Annotated in this window: 14 protein-coding genes and 3 pseudogenes; 7 read left to right on the top strand and 10 right to left on the bottom strand. The window is 56.4% G+C overall.

The genetic code is table 11. The annotated features are described in order from the left end of the window. Position 1: 1 nt before the first annotated feature. Positions 2-1,405 carry an anthranilate 1,2-dioxygenase large subunit gene (gene antA, locus TU75_RS23840; RefSeq protein WP_060550336.1) on the bottom strand — a complete coding sequence of 468 codons (1,404 nt, stop codon included), beginning with the start codon at positions 1,403-1,405 and terminating at the stop codon, positions 2-4. A gap of 466 nt (positions 1,406-1,871) precedes the next feature. Here antA and TU75_RS23835 point away from each other — a divergent pair, with 466 nt between their 5' ends. Beyond that, positions 1,872-2,882 (top strand): AraC family transcriptional regulator, encoded by a 1,011-nt coding sequence (locus tag TU75_RS23835; protein ID WP_082630550.1) that lies wholly within the window; start codon positions 1,872-1,874, stop codon positions 2,880-2,882. A gap of 127 nt (positions 2,883-3,009) precedes the next feature. Here the strand turns inward: TU75_RS23835 and TU75_RS23830 are convergent, their stop codons facing one another. From TU75_RS23830 to TU75_RS23820, 3 genes are all read right to left on the bottom strand, one after another. Continuing rightward, positions 3,010-4,356: an aspartate aminotransferase family protein gene (locus TU75_RS23830; RefSeq protein WP_060550334.1), complete on the bottom strand. Its 1,347-nt coding sequence runs from the start codon at positions 4,354-4,356 to the stop codon at positions 3,010-3,012. A 141-nt stretch (positions 4,357-4,497) separates the two neighbouring features. Continuing rightward, positions 4,498-5,913: an APC family permease gene (locus tag TU75_RS23825; protein ID WP_069665422.1), complete on the bottom strand. Its 1,416-nt coding sequence runs from the start codon at positions 5,911-5,913 to the stop codon at positions 4,498-4,500. Between the two features lie 482 nt (positions 5,914-6,395). Beyond that, on the bottom strand, positions 6,396-7,289 hold the full coding sequence (locus TU75_RS23820; protein ID WP_060550333.1) for a LysR family transcriptional regulator: 894 nt from the start codon (positions 7,287-7,289) through the stop codon (positions 6,396-6,398). 591 nt (positions 7,290-7,880) lie between these two features. Here TU75_RS23820 and TU75_RS23815 point away from each other — a divergent pair. The 3 genes and pseudogenes from TU75_RS23815 (at position 7,881) to TU75_RS28735 (ending at position 11,413) form a co-directional block, all read left to right on the top strand. Beyond that, positions 7,881-9,206, top strand: coding sequence for an alginate export family protein (locus tag TU75_RS23815; protein ID WP_060550332.1), 1,326 nt, complete (start codon positions 7,881-7,883; stop codon positions 9,204-9,206). A 62-nt stretch (positions 9,207-9,268) separates the two neighbouring features. Beyond that, positions 9,269-10,555 (top strand): annotated as a pseudogene (locus tag TU75_RS28740) (methyl-accepting chemotaxis protein); the annotation flags it as partial. A 102-nt stretch (positions 10,556-10,657) separates the two neighbouring features. Continuing rightward, on the top strand, positions 10,658-11,413 hold the full coding sequence (locus TU75_RS28735; RefSeq protein ID WP_414860462.1) for a methyl-accepting chemotaxis protein: 756 nt from the start codon (positions 10,658-10,660) through the stop codon (positions 11,411-11,413). A 48-nt stretch (positions 11,414-11,461) separates the two neighbouring features. Here TU75_RS28735 and TU75_RS23805 read toward each other — a convergent pair whose 3' ends face one another. After that, positions 11,462-12,337 (bottom strand): LysR family transcriptional regulator, encoded by an 876-nt coding sequence (locus TU75_RS23805; RefSeq protein WP_060550330.1) that lies wholly within the window; start codon positions 12,335-12,337, stop codon positions 11,462-11,464. Between the two features lie 114 nt (positions 12,338-12,451). Here TU75_RS23805 and TU75_RS23800 point away from each other — a divergent pair, with 114 nt between their 5' ends. From TU75_RS23800 to catA, 3 genes are read left to right on the top strand one after another with little or no spacing between them, the layout of a single operon-like run. Continuing rightward, positions 12,452-13,579: a muconate cycloisomerase family protein gene (locus tag TU75_RS23800; RefSeq protein WP_060550329.1), complete on the top strand. Its 1,128-nt coding sequence runs from the start codon at positions 12,452-12,454 to the stop codon at positions 13,577-13,579. Positions 13,580-13,591: 12 nt separating this feature from the next. Further along, positions 13,592-13,882: a muconolactone Delta-isomerase gene (gene catC, locus TU75_RS23795; RefSeq protein WP_060550328.1), complete on the top strand. Its 291-nt coding sequence runs from the start codon at positions 13,592-13,594 to the stop codon at positions 13,880-13,882. A 41-nt stretch (positions 13,883-13,923) separates the two neighbouring features. Then, positions 13,924-14,853: a catechol 1,2-dioxygenase gene (gene catA / locus TU75_RS23790; protein WP_060550327.1), complete on the top strand. Its 930-nt coding sequence runs from the start codon at positions 13,924-13,926 to the stop codon at positions 14,851-14,853. A gap of 205 nt (positions 14,854-15,058) precedes the next feature. On the opposite strand, the gene TU75_RS28730 is transcribed toward catA, so the two are convergent. The 5 genes and pseudogenes from TU75_RS28730 to TU75_RS23775 all read right to left on the bottom strand — a co-directional run bounded on the left by TU75_RS28730 (position 15,059) and on the right by TU75_RS23775 (position 20,865). Next, positions 15,059-15,814 carry a methyl-accepting chemotaxis protein gene (locus TU75_RS28730; RefSeq protein ID WP_414860461.1) on the bottom strand — a complete coding sequence of 252 codons (756 nt, stop codon included), beginning with the start codon at positions 15,812-15,814 and terminating at the stop codon, positions 15,059-15,061. 102 nt (positions 15,815-15,916) lie between these two features. Continuing rightward, positions 15,917-16,924: pseudogene (locus TU75_RS28725) on the bottom strand (methyl-accepting chemotaxis protein); the annotation flags it as partial. A gap of 874 nt (positions 16,925-17,798) precedes the next feature. Further along, positions 17,799-18,599 carry a methyl-accepting chemotaxis protein gene (locus TU75_RS28720; RefSeq protein ID WP_414860460.1) on the bottom strand — a complete coding sequence of 267 codons (801 nt, stop codon included), beginning with the start codon at positions 18,597-18,599 and terminating at the stop codon, positions 17,799-17,801. 57 nt (positions 18,600-18,656) lie between these two features. Continuing rightward, positions 18,657-19,574, bottom strand: a pseudogene (locus tag TU75_RS28715) (HAMP domain-containing protein); the annotation flags it as partial. A 184-nt stretch (positions 19,575-19,758) separates the two neighbouring features. Continuing rightward, positions 19,759-20,865, bottom strand: coding sequence for an NAD(P)/FAD-dependent oxidoreductase (locus TU75_RS23775; protein WP_060550324.1), 1,107 nt, complete (start codon positions 20,863-20,865; stop codon positions 19,759-19,761). Positions 20,866-20,869 lie beyond the last annotated feature (4 nt).

Genomic DNA, 20,869 nt, shown 5'->3' with positions numbered 1-20,869 from the left:
CTTATACCTCTTTCAGTTTCAGCGCTTGGGCATCGGCTTCTTTACGCGCCAGACCATTGAGCAGAAACTTCTGCCAGTTGCCGTGTTGATTCACGTACAGGCCTTCGTGGGTAAATTCGGCCCCGATCATGGCCGGAGAAATACCGATGGTGTCGGTGTTTTTCGTAGGCCCCGTTGTCCACTTGTCGCGGCCACGGGAAATGTCGCTCCAGCGTTCCAGGCGCGCCTGGAATCCGCGTTGCGCTTCACGAAACTCGACGAGGTCGTCGGGTGTGCCCATGCCGGACACATTGAAGAAGTCTTCGAATTGGCGGATTCGGTTCTCGCGGTCGGCATCAGACTCGCCTTTCACGCCAAGGCAAAAACTGTTGATCTCGGTCTTGTTCCACGCAACCGGGCGGATGATTCGCAACTGTGAGCTGATCTGATCGAGGAAAAACATGCTCGGATAGACGTTCAGGTTACGCAGGCGATGCATCATCCACTCGGCTTTGTCCTGGCCGTATTCCTCCACCAGTCGCGGCATGATGGTTGCGTACCCTGGGCGAACTTCCGGGTTGGGCATGTCGCTGAACAAGACGCTGTGGCCGTTGTTGAACGCGAACCAGCCGTCGTCGGTTTCGGTATCCCCGGCACCCAGCTTGCTGTAATCAAGAAAGTCGCCGGAGTTGATGCCCTTGGAGGCATTCACTTGCTGACGATGTTGCACGGTCGACACATAGTTGTAGTGGACAGTGCTGACGTGATAGCCGTCGAGGCCGTTCTCGTTTTGCAGCTTCCAGTTACCGTCGTAGGTATAGGCGGATTTGCCCGGCAGTACTTCCAGTTCGCCGGTGGGGGATTGGGCAACCATCATGTCGAAGAAGACCTTCGCATCGCCCAGGTAATTTTCAAGTGAGTCAGTGCCGTTCACGTCAAGGCTGACGAAGACGAAGCCCTTGTAACTTTCTATGCGAGCCTTCTTCAACCCACGGGTGGCTTTATCGAAGTCTTCCCCGTATTCAGTCGGCGCCTTGACTTTTACAAGCCGTCCGTCGCTCTTATAGCACCACGCATGAAAAGGGCAGGTAAAAGTAGACTGATTGCCTTTGCCGACGCGAGTCAAGGTAGTGCCACGGTGTTGGCAAGCGTTAATTAAAGCGTTTAACTTTCCCTCGCCGTCACGGGTAATAATAAGTGGCTGACGACCTGCGTTCATTGTTACGAAATCGTGTTTGTTCAGAATCTCGCTTTCATGGCACGCGTAGATCCAGTTTTTTTCGAAAATCAGTTCCATTTCCAGATCGAAAAGTTCCGGCTCCGTGAAAATGTCGCGAGCAATACGATAGATACCTTCCTCGCTTCGAAAGTCCAGGCAACTTTCGATATATTCTTTCCACTGGCTAATATCGCGCATACGGCTCATGGGTAGATCCTCAATCGTGCGGTTATGCAGGGTTCCTATTAGAGGCGGCGCGCGGCGATTGGTCTATCCGATTTATTGATGACTTAAAGCCATTTAATGAGATTGAAAAAGTCCGGAAGTGGTCATATCTATTGAAAACTCATATTAATGAGAATGATACTCAACGGTTTGTTATAGCGTGCAGTGTGGGTGTTACTGTGGGTAGAAAGGTGTCGATCCATTACATCGGTTAAGTCTGTCGGGTAACGTGTGGTGCAAGTTCCCCTGGTTTAGCCCATGAATGGTGCTTGTGGGAGCACTTGAGACGGGTGTTTTCAGGTAGAGAAGCGAAACTATCCGATTAGTCGGAGGATGCTGTCCAAATTAACTGGCTTTAGCCGGTAATCTACCCTGTGGCATATGTCTTGCTGTTGCTATGGGTACGCGCCGAAGAGCGCACCGTCTTTCATAACCGTGGTGCCTTGCTATGACCGAGCCGCATGTAGTTCCCCATAGTGATATCCAGATCAACTGCTGTGACATGGCAGGTGCCCGAGCATGGATGGAGGAGGTTTGCGGCCCGCACAGCCTGCAAAGTGCACAACCCGAGCGGGTTTCATTCCGGCACAACGCCAGAGTGTTTCGCTCCTATGCGACCAAGCTTGGCACCCTGGAGTATGGGGCCGACGTTCGTATCGGCGTCGAGGGCTCCGAGCAATTGGACAGCTACAGCCTCAGCCTGCCTCTTTCCGGCGAGCAGGAGCTGATTTACCTCGGGCGTCGTATCTCGTCCAACAAGAGCATGGGGGTCATCGTTTCGCCTTTCCATAGCCAGGAGCTTTCAATAGCGGGCGATTGCAGGAAACTGTCGGTGGTCATCCCGCGAGTCACGATGAGGCTTGCGCTCGAAGAGATCCTGAAACGTCCCGTGGAAACCCCGATCAATTTCGATCCGCTGATGGACGGACAAATAGGCGCAAGTGCCTCCTGGTGGCGATTGATCAACCACTTTGTGTCAGAGCAAGACGCGGGTGGGGCGATTTTCGATCAGACGCTATTTTCAAGAGACATCGAGGCCTCTCTTGTCAGGGGTTTGATCCTGGCGCAAAAAAGTAACTACACCGATGAGATCCACGAGTGTCTGATTGGGCGGCTGCCGAGCTTTTTACTTAAAGCCAAAGACTTCATACATTCCAACGCTCGCGAAGATATTCGTCTCGACGATATTGAACAGGCAGCCGGTGTTTCCAGGTTTAAGCTTTTTGATGGCTTTCGCAAACATATGGGCATGTCGCCGATGGCTTATCTGAAGAAGTTACGCTTGTCTGAAGTACGCAAGCAGCTGCTGGATGGCGGACGAGGAACAAATATATCCAGCGTCGCCACTGAATGGGGGTTTAACCACTTGGGCAGGTTTGCGAGCGAATACAAAAAATTATTCAATGAAATTCCAAGTGCTACGATGCATCGTAACGATGGCGGTCGGGCGCATATGTGATGGGCGTGGTGTAGAAGCGAATTGGCCTGGTCGGTTTTAATCCCAGGCCTTTTTTATGGATTGGATTTAATGGCAAAAATAAGCCGGAATATCCAGTAGATGAATATTCCGGCTTGGCAGGGCTGGATCAGTGGGTGCCGTAGATGAGCGTAACGACATCCTTGGTGGTTTGAATATAGCCGTTAACGTCTTCGTCAGTCATGGGTAGTGTCAAGCCTACCTGACCACGATGTACCGGGAAGTAACCACGAGTGGCCATTTCCAGCGCATAGATGCTCATGCTGTTGTCGTCTATCTTGTGCCAGTGATCGCGGTGCGTGGTGATCGCCTGACCCATTTCATGGGTAAACGCAAAAGCGAATACAGAGAAGGCGCCATAAATAACGAAGGGGTAGCTGTGCTCTGCGGCCCAACTGTTCAGTTCTGTTTTGATCTTCGCGTACATGTCGTTAAGCCTTTTATAGGCTTTTTCATCCATGGCCTTGAGACATGCAATACCGGCTGCGCACGCCAGCGGGTGGCCATGGTGGGTGCCGGAGATCATCACCTGGTTATCTTCAAGCACGCGGAACACTTTGCGGCTACCGCCGACTGCACCAATAGGCAGGCCGCCGCCGATCATCTTGCCCAGCACGGTCAGGTCGGGCTTGATCTGATACTCGCTTTGAAGGCCGTTGTACGCCGCGCGCATAGTGACGGTCTCATCGACGACCAGCAAAATGCCCAATTCTTCAGTCAGCGCGCGAATTTTTTTAACGAAGGTTTTGTCGAGCACTACGATGCCACCGGCGCAGGCCTGCAACTCCATCATCACGCAGGCGATGTCTTCTGCGTTTCCACGCAGGATTTTCTCGCAGGCTTCGTAGTTATTTTGCACCAGAATAATGACGTTTTCGGTTGTGTAGCCTGGAATGCCGTCGGAGTCTGGAAGGGCTTTGGGGTTGAAGTCCGGGCCGGGAAAGTTGTCAGGGTTTGGATGAGCGGAAACCGCGAGTTCATCGGTAAAGCCATGGTAGCCGCCTTCGAACTTGGCGATCTTGTTGCGGCCAGTGTAACCTCGCGCAATACGAACGGCACTGAGGCACGCTTCACTCGCCGAGCAAGAGAACTTGACCTGCTCGATTGATTCGATTCGCTCGCAAATCAATTTAGCGAGTTCCAGTTCATGATCGGTCGGGTTGCCGAAGGAAAAACCATTCGGCAGCATGTCCGTGATTGCCTGAATGACAGCCGGATGATTGTGCCCGAGTACGTTGGTGGAAAAGTTGTTATTGAGGTCGAGTAAGCGTTTTCCATCAATGGTATGGATGTATTGAGCGTCGCCCTTTTCTACAAAAATGGCATGGGGTCCAAACGCAAAGGTGCGTCTGCTGAAACCGCCTGGAATATAATCGGTGCCCTTGGTTGTTTCGCGTTTGGACAGGTTAAAAGCTTCGGAAAAGTTGGTCACGGATTGTTGGTAATCAAGTTTCATGGCTGTTCCCACGTAAAGAGAGCTAAAAAAAGTCGTCTGAGGTATTAAACTAAGAAGGAACCAAGGTGCTCTCCCGGTGCACACCCTGGATTTGGCTATCTGAATGCGCCGCACAAGCAACAGGTGCTTAATTATTCAACGTCATGCCGACGCCGGGTTTTCATTCGCGGTGTAATTGGCGGATTTGCATTTGCCGTTGATAATCCCTACCGCAGCTGCAATGGGCACCAGCCAAGGCAGAAATCCAACCCAGTCAGAGGTTGAACCGGTTAACTCATGGAAGTTAGTGAGTGCTAGCATCACTACGAAGATCAAGCCTGCGCCACCCAATAGCGGAGCGATAAGGCCTTGCCACAAGAAACCCTGTTTGGTCTTTTTAAAATAGGCAATCACAGCGATCGCGCCCATTGACTGCAGCACAAGTATGGCGAGCGTGCCGACAGCCACCATCCACATGTAAAGATTGACTATCGGGTCAGCGCCGATAAGCATAAAGACTGACAATATTAAAAAAGTAATCACGCTGAGCGTCAAACTGGCGACGTAAGGACTGCTGTTCTTGGGGTGTACACGGCTCAACGCGTTAAACAGAAAGTTCGAACGGGCAAGGGAGAAGAGGTATCGGCACAGCGCGTTGTGGAATGACAAGAGCACGGCAAACAGGCTGGTGACGGCGAGTACCTGCATAATTTGGGTCGACCAGAGCCCGACAAATTTGGTGTTCATGTTGAAGACGAAGTTCACCACGTCGCCGGTGGCCGCGGCTTGTATATCGCTGCCCGAATAGGCGATGCCCAGGCACCACGTGGTGAGGGTATAAAATACGCCGATCAGTGCGATTGCGATGTAGGTGGCAAGCGGGATAGTGGTATGCGGGTTTTTCGCTTCTTCGCCATAGATGGTCGTTGATTCGAAGCCCACAAAACAGGCGAAAGCAAACATCATCGCGACGCCAAGGCCTGGAGCGCTGAGGTCTTTGGGAATGAAGTTGGCAACATTCATTGCCGCCGGGTCTGCCTGAATCAGTACCGCAATATCGAATATGACGAGAATCAGCACTTCGAGGATCATTAACACCCCCAGTACCTTCGCGGATATGTTCACGTCCATGTAGCCAAATAGGCCGACGACGACAATCGCCAATAAGGCGCTCAGCTGCCAGGTGAACTCAACACCCGTATAATTTTTAACCAGGTCCGAGTTAAACGCGGAGAATGCGCCGTAAATGCCTGCCAGCATGCAGATGTACGCAAGAATGGCGATGCCCGAGGCGGCATGACCCACGGTGCTGCCAATGCCCACTTTAACCAGCTCGGCAAACCCGCCGGCACTGACAACATAGCGGCTCATTGCGGCAAACCCGATGGCGAATAGCATAAGGATCACTGACGCACACAGATAAAGACCGGGTGCGCTGCTCCCGCCTATGGCAAAAACGGCCGGCGAACCACCAAGTGTGGCGCCCAGCGGCGCGGCGGCGGCGACGACAAAAAATACAATGTCAGACACGCCCAGCGAGTTTGTTTTCAGGTTGTTCTTTTGATCACGGTTTTGCATAACATCCTCCACGCGGAATACCATCCTGCATCGCTGTGGTCCGGCTACTTGTTGAGCGGCCTGTTACAGCAATACGATTTTTTTATTCGGCAGTATTGAGTCGTGCACGGGCAATAAACTGTTTTTGCCTGAGGGGCAAACAACAAAAGTAGCCGGTGCATTTTTTAAATTGGCAAAATTCTTGTTTTTTATATATTTCGGCGCAATTTTTCAGGAGGAAGCTGGGGCGTCATTCATTGAATGGCATCCCAGTTGAGTAATGTGTCAACGGGCAACAACATGGTGATTTTTATTTTTTTCATTTTCGACACCTATTATTTTTATCATTTACGCAAAGGCAATTTTTAAACCTTATCGCAGCGCATGTTTGTGTGGCCGCAGCATGATAATGTGACCATCCGAGGGGGGATTCAATGCGCCAAAGATGATTGATCAATCACGCTTTGTGATGGGTGAGGCTGGCGTCACCGCGCAAGGGGGGGCTACTGTGAAAAACTGACTTCAAATGTCTGCTCCGCACAATAGCGTAGCGCCCTGACACCGGGGCTTCGATTGCCCTGCAAGGTGGCCAGTGACATTGCGCTGAGTGATGCGTCGTCAATGGGAATGTACCGAATGCCAGGATGGTTATAGGCTTTGGTTAACGACGATGGGAAGGTATCGAAGGCGCCCCCGTAAGCGACTGCCGATATCACCTCGGGTATGGTTTTTACCATGGCGGCCACTTTACTTGGCTCATTTCTAACGTCTGCCAGACTCCAGTACGAAATAAGGTCGGACGGTGCCCCCTCGGCCGGAATGGCAAAGGGTTTATCGAGCAAATCCGCTACGGTCAGTGCACCCAGCGATGCCAGCGCGTGGGTCGCGGGAACGACGGCGACTCGAGGCTCCTTGAACAGCTCAACGTACTCCAGCCGCGCATCATGAGTCGGGATGCGCATCAACACCACATCGACAAGGCCGCCCACCAGGGATTGCACCTGGTTGGTCATTTGCAGCTCAATGAATACCAGTCGGATATCCGGGTTCAGCCGTTGAAAAAGGGCGAACATAGGATGGGTGTACTCCGCTGCCTGATCGCCGAACATGCCTATCCTCAACACAGAGCGTTTGTTGTCGGCAAGCGCTTTGCATTCGACGATTGAGTTGTGCATGTCGGCCAAAATCACGCGCGCTTTTTTAATGAATATTTCACCTGCTTCCGTCAGTGCGACTGTGCGATTGGCACGCACGAAAAGGCGAAAACCCAGCTCGCTTTCCAATTTGGCGATCTGCGCACTGAGGCCGGATTGCGCCATATTTTCAATTTCCGCGGCCTTCCCGAAATGAAGGGTTTCGCCCAGCCTCACGGCCAGCAGCAGTTTCTTGGTGTCCATGTTTGAGGGGGTCACATAGGGGAGGGTGAGGATTAACTAGCAAAAATCGCACCTTGTCACCGATTGGTTCGCCCGCGAAGCCGGAATAGCTGGCGCAGTGGCTTTGCTGACGCTTTGGCAACCTGTACGGCTGTCAGCAAAGTGTTACCCGGAAGATAAAGCGGGAAGGGCCGTAACGGATAATTGGATTATAGGATTTGCACCACGTTGGTGCTGGCGATCACATGATGCTCTTTAATGAGTAAAAACACTAAATGAGTGAATGGCGGATGTCCTGTAAGTTGGTTTGTTTATCCGAAAATTTGTGCTTTAAGCCATGGTTTTTGTTTATATGAACATACTATCAGGCGCTGATTTACAGGATGAAATTGACCAATAAATCGGATAGATGAGTATCGCTGGATTGTATAGTCTGTTCGTGCACTACTGTGGTCTGCTGCGTTGACGCAGCGCATGCCGCCGATAAAGTTTAATAATAATTAGTTGTTCGCATTAACTGCCGAAACCATTGTGAGCGGTATTTAATTTTGGGTTGATTGTCAACCTGTTCAAGGTATCGCTCCTCTCTAATAATAAATTGGAAATGCATCCATGCGCCAACATCCCATGCTCCGCTTTTGCACACTCGCAGCACTTGTCGGCACTGCAACTCACGCGGGTGCCTACGAGTTGTATGCCCAAGGCGACACTCACCTGAATGCCAACCTGGAGGCGGTGTTTGGCGCTTTTCACAGTCAGCAAAATTACGCGCCTTCCGGCCGATTGCAGCCGGGGTCGTCCTCATGGCGGGAGGGTTACATCAAGTATGGCGTGAGCGGCGATCAGGGGCTGGGCGGCGCCGGGACGGCCTATGGCGCCTTCTCACTGCTCAGTTCAGGAACTTGGGGCGATGGCGACGCGGCCGGTTTCACCGATGGCTCTGAACGCACGACCAAAATCGAGGATGCCTATCTGGGGTGGCGTTCGGGCAACCTGTTCGAAGCTCTTGGCCAGGACGGCATCGACCTGTCATTCGGTCGACAGAATATTGTAGTGGGCGACGGCTTCCTGATTCAGGGCGACGCTCTCAATTTGGGGCGCGGCAACGCCGATGGCCAATTCAACCGTGGCGGCGCTTACTACCTGGCGGCGCGCAAGGCTTTTGACAAAACCGCCGTGCTACGAATCGGCGGCAAGGAAGGCTGGCGTGGGGACCTGATGTGGCTCAAATCCGATAACCGTGCCCAGGCCAATACCGAGATGTACGTCGGTACGCTGGAACATGTGGCAGAGGCGGGGACCGTCGGGCTGACGTACATCAACACCACCGACATCCGCGAACCGTACGCCTCGCCGCTGCAGCTCGAGCGTGACGGCATGAAGACCTATAGCCTGCGCGCAGCGGGCAATGCGGGCGTGAAAAACCTGTTTTTGTCGGGTGAATACGCCAGGCAGAACAAGCCCAATGCGGCGAATGAAGACGCCTGGTACCTGGAAGCCGGATGGACCTTCGCCGATGCGATGTGGAAGCCGAGCGCGAGTTACCGCTACAGCCGCTTTTCCGAACGCTACGACACATTGTTTTACGGCATGAGCCGTGGCTACGGCACCTGGTTCCAGGGTGAGGTGGCCGGTAACTATGCCGGCCCCTTCAACGGTAATTCACGTATCCAGAACGTCACGCTGAAGGCCTCGCCGTTGGAGAACCTGACCCTTGGCGCGCTGTACTTCAACTACGACACGATCGACCGAAAATTGGGTAACACCGATGGTCATGAAGTCGACCTGTATGCCGAATGGCACTTCAATGAGCACGTGACCGTGATGCCGTTGGTGGGCATCTACCAGCCGGACAAGAGCGCCGCGCAGGGTGGGGCACAGTTGGGTAACAACGACAAAAACGTCTATACCCAGTTGGTGTTCGCTACGACGTTTTGACCGTGGGCGGGTGGCATGTGCCACCCGTTTTCGTTCCTGTCCACTCAGACAAGGTTGAACCCATGGGTACTGTTACTTTGACCATACAGAGCAAAACCACTCTGCTCGCGAGTCTCTGCCTGATATTGGTGGTCATCCTGCTGGTGGGCCTTTCTCTCTATCAGAGCAATATCACCTCTGCGCAAATCAAGGCCTCCAGCAGTCAAATGCTGGCGGACGCGGCGCAACAGAATCTTCAAGCGCAGGGCCGGGTGCAGGCGCTCAAGGTTCAAAGAGCTTTTATGCGCACCCATGAATATGGAGAGGGCGTTGCGCGGTTTTTGCTGGACCTGCGTGATCGGGCGTCGCGTGGCGAAATTACGCCGCAGGCGTTACGCGGCGAACTCACGGCGGTAATCCGCAGCTCGCTGGAAAAGCGGCCTGAGTTGCTCGGCCTTTTTGTCATTTTTGAGCCCGAAACGCTGGACGGCCGCGATGCCGACTTTATTGGCCAAACGCAACTGGGCAGCAATGAAAAAGGTCGATTTGCTCAATATTGGGTACGCGATAAAAACGCAAAACCGTTTCCGGTGCTGGGCGAGGAAAAAATACTCGCTGACACTTCTCCCGGGCCCAGCGGTAAACCGTTCAATACCTTCTATACGTGCTCGCGCAATAGCGGACAGCCCTGTGTCGTCGATCCCTATTCCGACGATGCGTCTGGCAAGCGCCTGTTAGTCACCGGCATCACCTTTCCAATCATTGAAAATGGCAAGACCATCGCTGTGCTGGGCCTGGATATCAGTCTGGAGAGCTTCCAGCAAAACACGCTGGACGACAGCCGTACTCTCTACGCGGGCAAGGGAGAAATCAGCATCTTGAGCCCCACTGGTTTGATCGCCAGCAATAGCGCCAACCCGGCAAGGCTCGGCAAGCAACTTCAGGATATGCTCCCTGATGATGCGCGCAATATCCTGGCGGCGTTGAGTCAAGCCAAGCCGCTTACCGTGCTGGATAACCAACGCATTACGGTGCTGGAGCCGCTGGAGCCGGCATTCGGCAGCCGGTCGTGGGGTGTGTTGCTGAGCGTGCCGCAAGAGGTGCTGCTGGCGCCGGTCGCCGCGATGCAAGACACTCTCGATGCTGCTCGCCTGAGTAGCTCGGGACTGGAATTCGGACTCGGCACACTGGCCGCTATCCTCGGGGTCTTATTGATCTGGCTGAGCGCACGAGGGGTCACGCGCCCACTGCTCGAATTGGCAGTGATGCTCGAAGATATAGCCCAGGGCGACGGTGACCTGACACGTCGGCTGGATTATCCGCGCCGCGATGAACTGGGTCGGCTGGCACAGGCGTTCAATCGCTTCCTCGACAAGTTGCAGCCGGTAATCGCCCAGGTGCAGGGCTCGGTACACGACGCCCGCCAGACGGCGGACCTGTCCGCGCAGATCGCCCGTAGCACCAGCGAGGGCATGCAGCAGCAATTCCAGGAGATCGACCAAGTCGCCGCGGCCCTGCATGAAATGTCCACTGCGGCCAATGCCTGCGCTCAGAGTGCTGCACAGGCCGCCCAAGCGGCTGTTAATGCCGACCAGGCCAGTCAGGACGGGCTGAATGTTATTGCCCGGACGACGTCTGCCACCGACGAACTCGCCCATGATTTGAGCCATGCCATGCATAAGTTGCAGGGATTGGCTGACAGTAGCGAGCAGATCGGCTCGGTGTTGGAAGTCATTTGCGCTATCGCCGTGCAGACCAATCTATTGGCCCTCAACGCCGCCATCGAAGCGGCACGTGCCGGGGAGACCGGGCGAGGCTTTGCCGTGGTGGCTGACGAGGTGCGTAATCTGGCGCAACGTACTCAGGATTCGGTGGAGGAAATTCGCCAGGTTATCGAAAACCTGCAGTCCGGCACCCGCGATGTGAGCCAGGCCATGCACAGCAGCCACCGATTGGCTCAGAGCAATGTGGTCCAGGTGCAGCAAGCCGTGCTCGCACTTGAGCAGATCGGCGCGGCAGTCAACGTGATCAGCGAAATGAACCTGCAGATAGCGAGCGCAGCGGAGCAACAAAGCAGCGTTGCCGAAGAGATCAATCGCAATGTCGATGCAATCCGCGATGTGACCGAATCACTCTCCGGTCAGGCCAAACAGTCAGCTCAGGTGAGCGATCAGCTCAATCAGTTGGCCAATTATCAAGGTGAGCTGATGCAGCAGTTCCGAGTTTGATCCCCGCTCCGGATAACCGATCGCGAACCGCACCTCGGCTGACGGCATTCAGATCAATTGCTCCACCAACTGCAAACAATGACTGAGCCCGGGCGATTTATCATGGGCTCTATGGCTCAGAATAATCGGCGAAGTCGCGGTGGCTTCAACAATTGGTGTATAGCCGATATCCGCCCGGTGCAACACTTGCACCGAGGCCGGTACCAACGTCACGCCCATGCCGGCGCCGACCAGGCCAATGGCGGTCTGCAATTCGTTGGTCCATTGCACCACCTTGAGGCTCAGGCCATGGGCGTCGAACAGCGCGATCACATGGTCGGCATAACTGGGACGCGGGTTGCCGGGGTACAGCACAAAAGGCTCTGCGGCCAATTGGGCGAGGGTGGCGGGTGCGGCCAGCAACGGGTGGCCGGCGGGCAATACGGCGACCAATCGATCTTCCACCAGTACGCGCTGGACGATAGCCGGGTCGTCAATGCGGATTCGCCCGAACCCCACATCGATCCGTCCGGCCTTGAGCGCTTCGACCTGTTGCAAGGTGGTCATCTCCGACAGCCCCAGCTCCAGCTCCAGCGCTTCATGGGTACGCAACCGCCGAATCAGCTCCGGCAACACGCCGTACAGCGTCGAAGGCGCAAAGCCAATACCCAGCCAGGTCTTCTCACCCTGGCCGATGCGCCGCGTGTTGTCGCATACCTTGTTCAGTTGTTCCAGCAGCACATTGGCGTGCTCATAGAAAAACCGCCCGGCCTCGGTCAGCCGCAGCGGCCGGCCGCGTTCGAGCAGAATCACCCCCAGTTCGTCCTCCAATTGCTGGATCTGCCGGCTCAAGGGCGGCTGGGCGATGTGCAGGCGTTCGGCGGCGCGGGTGAAGTTCAGGGTTGCCCCCAGCACCTGGAAATAGCGCAAGTGACGCAGTTCCATGATCACTCCTTTCATACCCAAAGAGTATTGTTCGAGACCCATTCTATATTGGATGCCTTAGAAAATAGGGAACAGAATCGGCTTAAATCTAAACAGAACCCAACGGGTATAGTCATGCCGAATTGCGCCATCGAGTCGATCGAGACGATCATCGTCGACCTTCCCACCATTCGCCCGCACAAGCTGGCGATGCACACGATGCAGAACCAGACCCTGGTGATCATCCGCGTGCGCTGTGCCGATGGCATCGAGGGCATCGGCGAATCCACCACCATTGGCGGCCTGAGCTACGGCAATGAAAGCCCCGACAGCATCAAGGTCAACATCGATCGCCATTTTGCGCCGCTGCTGATCGGCCAGGACGCCAGCAATATCAATGCGGCCATGTTGCGCCTGGAGCGCAGCATTCGCGGCAACACCTTTGCCAAGTCCGGCGTCGAAAGCGCCTTGCTCGATGCGCTGGGCAAACGCTTGAACCTGCCGGTCAGCGAACTGCTCGGCGGCCGCGTGCGCGATGCGTTGCCGGTGGCCTGGACCCTGGCCAGCGGCAACACTGAAAAGGACATTGCCGAGGCCGAGAAGATGCTCGACCTGCGCCGCCACCGCATTTTCAAATTGAAGATCGGCGCCGGTGAAGTCGACCACGACCTGGCCCATGTGGTCGCAATCAAAAAGGCCCTGGGCGACCGCGCCAGTGTGCGCGTGGACGTTAATCAGGCGTGGGACGAAGCGGTGGCATTGCGCGCGTGCAAAGTGCTGGGCGACAACGGTATCGACCTGATCGAGCAACCGATTTCACGCTATAACCGTGGCGGTATGGCGCGGCTCAACCTGTCGAGCCCGGTGCCGATCATGGCGGATGAGTCCATTGAATGTGTCGAGGATGCCTTTAACCTGGCCCGCGAAGGCGCGGCGTCGGTGTTCGCCCTCAAGATCGCCAAGAACGGCGGCCCCCGTGCGGTGTTGCGCACGGCGGCGATCGCAGAGGCGGCGGGTATCGCCCTGTACGGCGGCACCATGCTCGAGGGCGGTATCGGCACCCTGGCTTCGGCGCATGCCTTCCTCACGCTGAACAAGCTGGCGTGGGACACCGAGCTGTTCGGCCCGCTGCTGCTGACCGAGGACATCCTCACGGAGCCGCTGGTGTACCGTGATTTCCACCTGCATGTCTCCACTGCACCGGGCCTGGGCCTGGCCATTGATGAGGAGCGCCTGGCGTTCTTCCGTCGTGACAAACACTAAGAGGCGCCTGCCATGTTGTTCCATGTGAAAATGACCGTGAACCTGCCCCTGGACATGGACCCCGAGCGCGCGGCCAGTCTCAAGGCCGATGAGAAAGCGCTGGCGCAGCGTCTGCAACAGGAGGGCAAATGGCGCCACCTGTGGCGTATCGCCGGGCATTACGCCAACTACAGCGTGTTCGATGTCGACAGCGTGCAAGACCTGCACGACCTGCTGATGCAACTGCCGCTCTATCCCTATATGTCGATCGAAGTGAATGCCTTGTGCCGGCACCCTTCGTCGATCCATGAAGACGACCGTTAAGCCTGTCACGCACCCAATAATTACAAGATGAGGAATGCACCATGTCCATCCGACTGTCCCAGACCGCTCACGCCCAACAGTTTCTCGAAGAAGCCAGCGGCAAACTTAACGACGCCGGCAACCCGCGCACCAAAGCGTTGGTGTATCGGATTTTGCGCGACACCGTGAACATCATCGAAGATCTGGAGGTGACTCCCGAAGAATTCTGGAAGGCGGTCAACTACCTCAACGAACTGGGCAAGAACCAGGAGGCCGGGCTGCTGGCGGCCGGGTTGGGCCTGGAACATTACCTGGATATGTTGATGGACGCCGCGGATGAAGAAGCTGGCAAGTCCGGTGGCACCCCGCGCACCATCGAGGGCCCGCTGTACGTGGCCGGTGCGCCGTTGTCCAAGTACGAAGCGCGCCTGGATGATGGGACCGATGCTGCCGTGCCGCTGTTCATGCAAGGCCAGGTGCGCGACACCGACGGCAATCCACTGGCCGGCGCGATTGTCGATGTGTGGCAAGCCAACACCGGCGGCACGTATTCCTGGTTCGACAGCAGCCAATCGGAGTTCAACCTGCGCCGACGCATCGAAACCGATGCCCAGGGCAACTACCGTTTCCGCAGCATCGTGCCGTCGGGTTATGGCTGCCCGCCGACTGGGCCGACTCAGCAGTTGCTTGACCACCTGGGGCGGCATGGGCAGCGGCCGGCGCATATCCACTTCTTCATCTCGGCCCCGGGTTACCGGCACCTGACAACGCAGATCAACCTGTCGGATGACCCGTACCTGCACGACGACTTTGCATATGCGACACGCGATGAACTGATCGCCGAAATCCGCTTCAGCGACGATCAGCAACTGGCGCGGGAGTTGGGTGTGCAAGGGCGCTTTGCGCAGATTGATTTTGACTTTGAGTTGCAGTTGGCAGATGCACCCGCAGAGCAAAAGCGCATGCAGCGCGTTCGCGCGCTTGAAGATTGAGCGCGATAAAACAAATGCGGAGAGGATTGTTAGGGATTGCGGTGTGTCGGTCAGGCTATCGACCGACACACCGCAATGGTGAGCAAGCAGGCTTTATTTGCATCGTCAGATCTGCGGGTGCCGCTCAGCGTAGGCGCAAAGGCCTCGTTAGAGAAACTCAGACGAATTACCGTCCCTGAGTCACTCGCCGGCATAGCGCCGTTTGTTATACGCGGAATTGGTCCATCAACTTCATCTGTTGATTGGCCCGTGCGTTGAGCTGACTGCTGATCTGCGCGGACTCGGCGGCCTGCTCAGTCAGGGTTTCGGTCACGCCGCGGATGGTCGAGACGTTGCGATTGACCTCTTCGGCCACCGCGCTTTGCTCCTCCGCCGCACTGGCAATCTGCAGGTTCATGTCGCTGATCACCGTTACCGCGTCGCTGATCTTGCTCAGCGCCTGCACGGCCTGATGGATCTGCTCGGCGTTGTCCTGGGCGAGCGTCTGGCTGGAGTGCATTGTCGCCACCACGCCCCGCGTTCCGGTTTGGATGCGTTCGATGACCATGCGGATTTCCTCGACGGAATCCTGTGTGCGCTTTGCCAGGTTGCGTACTTCATCAGCCACCACCGCAAAACCTCGACCGCTTTCCCCGGCGCGCGCCGCTTCGATCGCGGCGTTGAGTGCCAGCAGGTTGGTTTGCTCGGCAATGCTGCGGATCACTTCCAGCACCGAACCAATTTGCTCGCTGTTTATCGCCAGGGCTTCGACTTCCGTAACGGCCTTGCTGACCTCGCGGGCCAACGCATTGATGTCCTGGGTGCTGCGCTCAATAAGGGTGATGCCCTCCCTGGACGCCTGGTCGGCACCGCGCGCTGCCTGGGCGGCGTTCGAGGCGCTGTGGGCGACTTCATGGGCGGTGGCGCTCATTTCGTTGGACGCGGTTGCCAGTTGATCGATCTCGCGAAATTGCACCTGCATCCCTTCACTGGTCAACCGCGCGATTTCCGAAGACTGGTCGGCGGTACCGCGCGCATCGATAATGCTCTGCTTGATTTGCGCAACGGTGGGCTGCAGTTTGTCGAGGAAACGGTTGAACCAGTTCACCAGATCGCCCAATTCATCTTTCTTGCGGTAGTGCAGTCGTTGGGTCAGGTCGCCATCGCCGCTGGCAATCGCCTTGAGCATCTGCGCGACACTGTTGATCGGGCGCGTCACGCCGGAGGCGGTGAGCCAGATGAGCAGCAGGCCCAGCAGCCCGGCGCCGATAGCCACCAGCAATGACTCCAGCGTGTCACGGGTTTGGGTCTGGTCAAGCAAGGTCTGAAGCGCTACCAAGTCGGCCAGCAAGACTTGTTTGGGCAAATCGATGACCACCCCCCAAGCCGGCGCGTCGGGAATAGGTGCAACGGGGTAGACGGCGCGAATCAAATCATTCTGGGACAGCACCTGTGGTTTTTTTTGCGTCAATGCCGCGAGTATCGCCTTGCCGTCCTCACCCAATGTGACGCTGAGCGGTTTGGCGACCTGGCCTGCATCCTTGCTATAGGCCGCGAGCACGCCGCTGTCGGACACGATTAACATGCTTGCCGAGCCATTGAACAGCGTGCGCTGGGCATCGCTTGCGGCCGATTGCAGGGCGCCGAGGGCGAGGTCCACGCCCATGGCGCCGATCACCTTGCCATCGGCAATCAACGGTATCGACAGCGAGGTCATCACTTGGGCGTTCCCGCCCAGGGTGTCGGCGTAGGGCGCCGTCAGGCAGGTAATCCGCTTGTCTCTCGGGCAGGTGTACCAACTGTTGTACGGGGTACCGCTGATGCTTAGCTCGGTCTTGTGCAAATCGCTTTCAGTAATCTGCAGGTTCATCGACTGGCCCGCACCCCGGTTCCAGGCGCTGGCAAAGCGTCCTTTATCGTTGGAGGTGCGTGCCGTGTCGTTAACGAACTCGCTGTCCTTACCCTCCAGCGCATTCGGTTCGTACACCAGCCAAAGCCCCAGAATCTGAGGGTTTCGATCAAATGTTGTTTTCACGCTCTGGTTAAGTTCCTCGCGCAATGTTGAGGCCGGCAACCCGCGCTGGATTGCCATGCTACGCAGGTTGGCCGCCTGGTCGGAGAGGGCGGTGATGATCAGCAGACTGTCGCCGAAGACTCTCTGCAGATTGGCCGCCTGTTCGGCCGCCTTGGCCTGCAACAGGTTCTCGCCACTGCCGGTCAGCATTTTGCTGCTGGAGGCACTGATTACCTGAATGTTCTGGTTGCCCTGATAGAGGTTCAGGCTGACGATCAGACCTATCACGCCCAGAAGGCACAAGCCGGACAGCAGGATGATTTTCAAGCGGATGGAGATGGAGTTGAGCATCGGGGTATCTCGCAAGTGAACAGCATGCCTGGCGACCATCTTTTGGCCTGGGCCAATATTTATTATTGGATATGTCCTCTATCGGCCTGTGTTGCGTTTTAAAGAGGTCGGCTCGGTGATTCTTTAGCCATCGCGTCATTGGGTTCGAATGTATAGCGTCGGCAACAGGCAGGCATCGCAACTGGCAACTGGATGCCTGCGACCGCATGTTGGAGAGGGTATTGATTTTTGTACGCGAATAGGAGAATTCCAAGAATGGATGCGGTATTCAGCTTCGCGATGTCCTGTTCGGCAGTGCCACCCCAGATACCCGGTATCCGGATTCGGGTGATCGACGTACGTGGAGTTTGGTCATGAGATCTTCTGGGGGATCGACAGTTGGAGCGGCAACCGATTCAGCCACAATCATCCCTGCCTGTGCTGAGCCTGGATATGATGCTTCAAATCAGAATATCGCCGCGCGCTGAGTGGGCAGGAGGGCAGCGCCGCTTGGGTAATATGTGGCTGCATTACACAGCCTCGGTCGTTAGCGGCCGCCCTTCGAAGTTTCTAATGGGCCAGAAGCAATCTCACTGTCCGGTCATCCTTAATCACACCGTTCTCAAACACGAAAAGAACCAACGAGCTGAGACAGGCCGGAGAACTGCAACTGCAATTGTTCACAGGCCGCCAGCGTGGCATTCAGGCTGTCGACGGATTGGCCGTTGAGCGTGTTGATCTCAACGATGTCAACGTTGAGCAACTCGATCACCGACGTCTGCTCCTCGGTCGCGGCCGCCACTGACTGGTTCACGCCATCGATGAGCGTGATGCCCTGGGTCACCGCATCAAAACGTTCCCCGGCCTGAGTGGCAATCGAAATACTCTGCGCGCTGTACTGTTGGCTTTCATCCATGGTGGTCACGGATGAACGGGAGTCCGATTGAAGTTCTTCAATCATTTGCTGGATTTCCTCTGCCGAAGACTGTGTCCTGTGGGCAAGGCTTCGGACTTCATCGGCGACCACGGCGAAGCCGCGGCCGGCTTCTCCCGCACGGGCGGCTTCGATGGCTGCGTTCAACGCCAGCAGGTTGGTTTGCTGGGAGATGCTTTTTATCACTTCGAGGATCCTGCCAATGTCGACAGTCCTGCCATTCAGGACTTCGAGCCGGCCGGAAGCAGTGTGTATTTTTTCGGACAGCTCGTTGATCGCGGCAAGTGTCTTGGTCAGGACGACCTGGCCTTCCATCGCCTGGGATTTTGCCGTCGACGCCTGTACGGAGGCGGAGGAGGCGTTCCTTGCGATTTCCTGGGCAGTGGCGCCCAGCTCATTGAGCGACGTGGCGATACTGTTGCTGCGCTGGTTCTGTTCGTCGCAACTGCTCAACGACACGACGGAACTGCTGTGCACCTGTTCGACCATCTGGTTCAAATGCCGAGTGGTGGAGGCGACTTCGAGCATCGAGCGATGGATTCGCTCGACAAAGGTATTGAAGGATTGCGCGACGGTACCAAATTCGTCGCGGCTTTGCGCGGACAGGCGCAAGGTCAGGTCACCTTCGCCCTCGGCGACCGTTTGCATCGCTGTGCCCAGGGTTCGCAGGGGCCTCATCAGGACGTGCATCAGGCTGCCGAGCAGGGCAACGATGATGGCGACGGTGATCAGCGTTGCGAACACGGCGGACCTGCGCAACTCGCCCAGGGCCGCATACGCCTTGTCATGGTCGATGGAAATGCCGATGTACCATTGCGCGCCCGACAGCCCGCGAATCGGGGTAAAGCCTATGATCTGTTCACGGCCATCGAGCAGGACGGTGTTAAAGGGTTGCTCCAGTTGGGGAGGGTGGTCGCCATACACCTCGGCGAGGGTTTTCATCAAATGGTCGCGGTTTGGGCTGACCAGGATCTTGCCCTGGGCGTTCACCATAAAGGCATAGCCCAGCCCATTGAGGTCCAGGCCGCCGATCATTTTGGTCAAGGCATCCAGGCTAAGGTCACCGCTGGCGACGCCAATCAGTTTGCCATCGCTGTTCAACGGCGTATTGATTGAAAGCACCAGTTGCTGGGTGGACTGGCTGACGTAGGGCTCGCTCAGGTTCAGCGTGTTACTCGCCGCGGTGTCTTTGTACCAGGGGCGAGTGCGTGGGTCGTATTGGTCAGGCAGGGCGGTCACCGGTTCCATGACCACGCTACCGTCGGCCAAACCGATGAAGTTCTGCAGAAATTCACCCGCCAGCGCCTTTTGCGAGATTAACGCCTTGATATGTTCCGGGCGCGGATCCAAGGCGATGTTCTGGCTCAGGTTCTGAATCATCAGCAAGCGCCCTTCGAACCAGCTTTGCACATGGTTGGCGGTGCTTTGGCCGCTATCGTTCAAGCGCGCCTGCAGGGTGTTCATGATGTAGCGCTCTTGAAGCTGCACGCTGTAAGTCGAAAAGGCGGCAAACGCCAGTGTGACGACCGAGACGGCGGCCAGCAGTATCTTATGACTGAATTTCATCGGCAATGCTCATCTGCAAGTAGAGGGGACGCGGCTTCGCCTACATCCTGGTGCGAGTGTAGCCACCCTCGGGAAATACACACTAAATATCAATTAGCTCGCGCACATGCTCGGCAATCGCCAGGCACGACGTCAGGCCCGGTGACTCAATGCCGAACAAATTGATCAGCCCCGGTACGCCATGCTCGCGCGGGCTGCTGATCACAAAATCATTGGCCTGCTCGCCCGGTGGCGAAATTTTTGGACGAATCCCGCTGTAGCCCGGTTGCAGGCTGTCATCCGGCAAATCGGGCCAGTAGCTGCGGATGGCCGAATAGAAACCGTCTGCGCGCGCCGGATCGACCTGATAGTCCTCGGTGTCGACCCATTCAGTGTCCGGGCCAAAGCGTGCCTGGCCACCCAGGTCGACCGTCATGTGCACGCCCAGACCATCTGCTTCCGGTGCCGGGTAGATCAGGTGCGTGAAGGGCACGCGCTTTGAAACGCTGAAGTAACTGCCCTTGCACAAATAGTCGCGTGGCACCTTGTCTGGCGCCAACCCTTCGATGGACCTTGCCAGTGCTGGCGCATGAAGCCCCGCCGAATTGATCAGCCTGCGACAGGAGAGTTGCATGGGCGACTCCCCACCGATGTCCAGCAAAAAACCGTCCGCTATGACTTTGGCTCCGATCAGTGGCGCGTGAAACGCGACACTGGTGCCGGCCGCTTCGGCATCTCCTTGCAGCGCCAGCATCAGCGCATGGGAGTCGACGATGCCGGTGGACGGCGAATACAACGCCGCGATGCATTCAAGCGCGGGCTCCAGTGCGGTGGCCTGGCTGCGATCAAGCAGGCGTAAATCATCCACACCGTTTTCAAGCCCACGCTTGAGCAAGCATTCCAGCTGAGCGACTTGCGCTTCCGTATTGGCAACGATCAACTTTCCGGTTCTGCGCGTATCGACCCCATGGCTTAAGCAATACGCGTAGAGGGCGTGCCGGCCCTCGACGCAGAACCGGGCTTTCAGGCTCCCGGGCGGGTAATAGATCCCCGCATGGATGACCTCCGAGTTGCGCGAGCTGGTGCCGATACCGATTGCCTCGCCAGCTTCTATCAGCAGCACTTCATTGCCGGCCCGGGCCATCTCGCGTGCCACGGCAAGCCCTACCACGCCAGCACCTACGACTACGCAATCAATATCGACACTCACGTCA

The organism is Pseudomonas poae, assembly GCF_001439785.1.
Taxonomy (GTDB): domain Bacteria; phylum Pseudomonadota; class Gammaproteobacteria; order Pseudomonadales; family Pseudomonadaceae; genus Aquipseudomonas; species Aquipseudomonas poae.
Note: the sequence above shows the minus strand (reverse complement) of the source record. Positions and strands in the feature narration are given on the sequence as shown.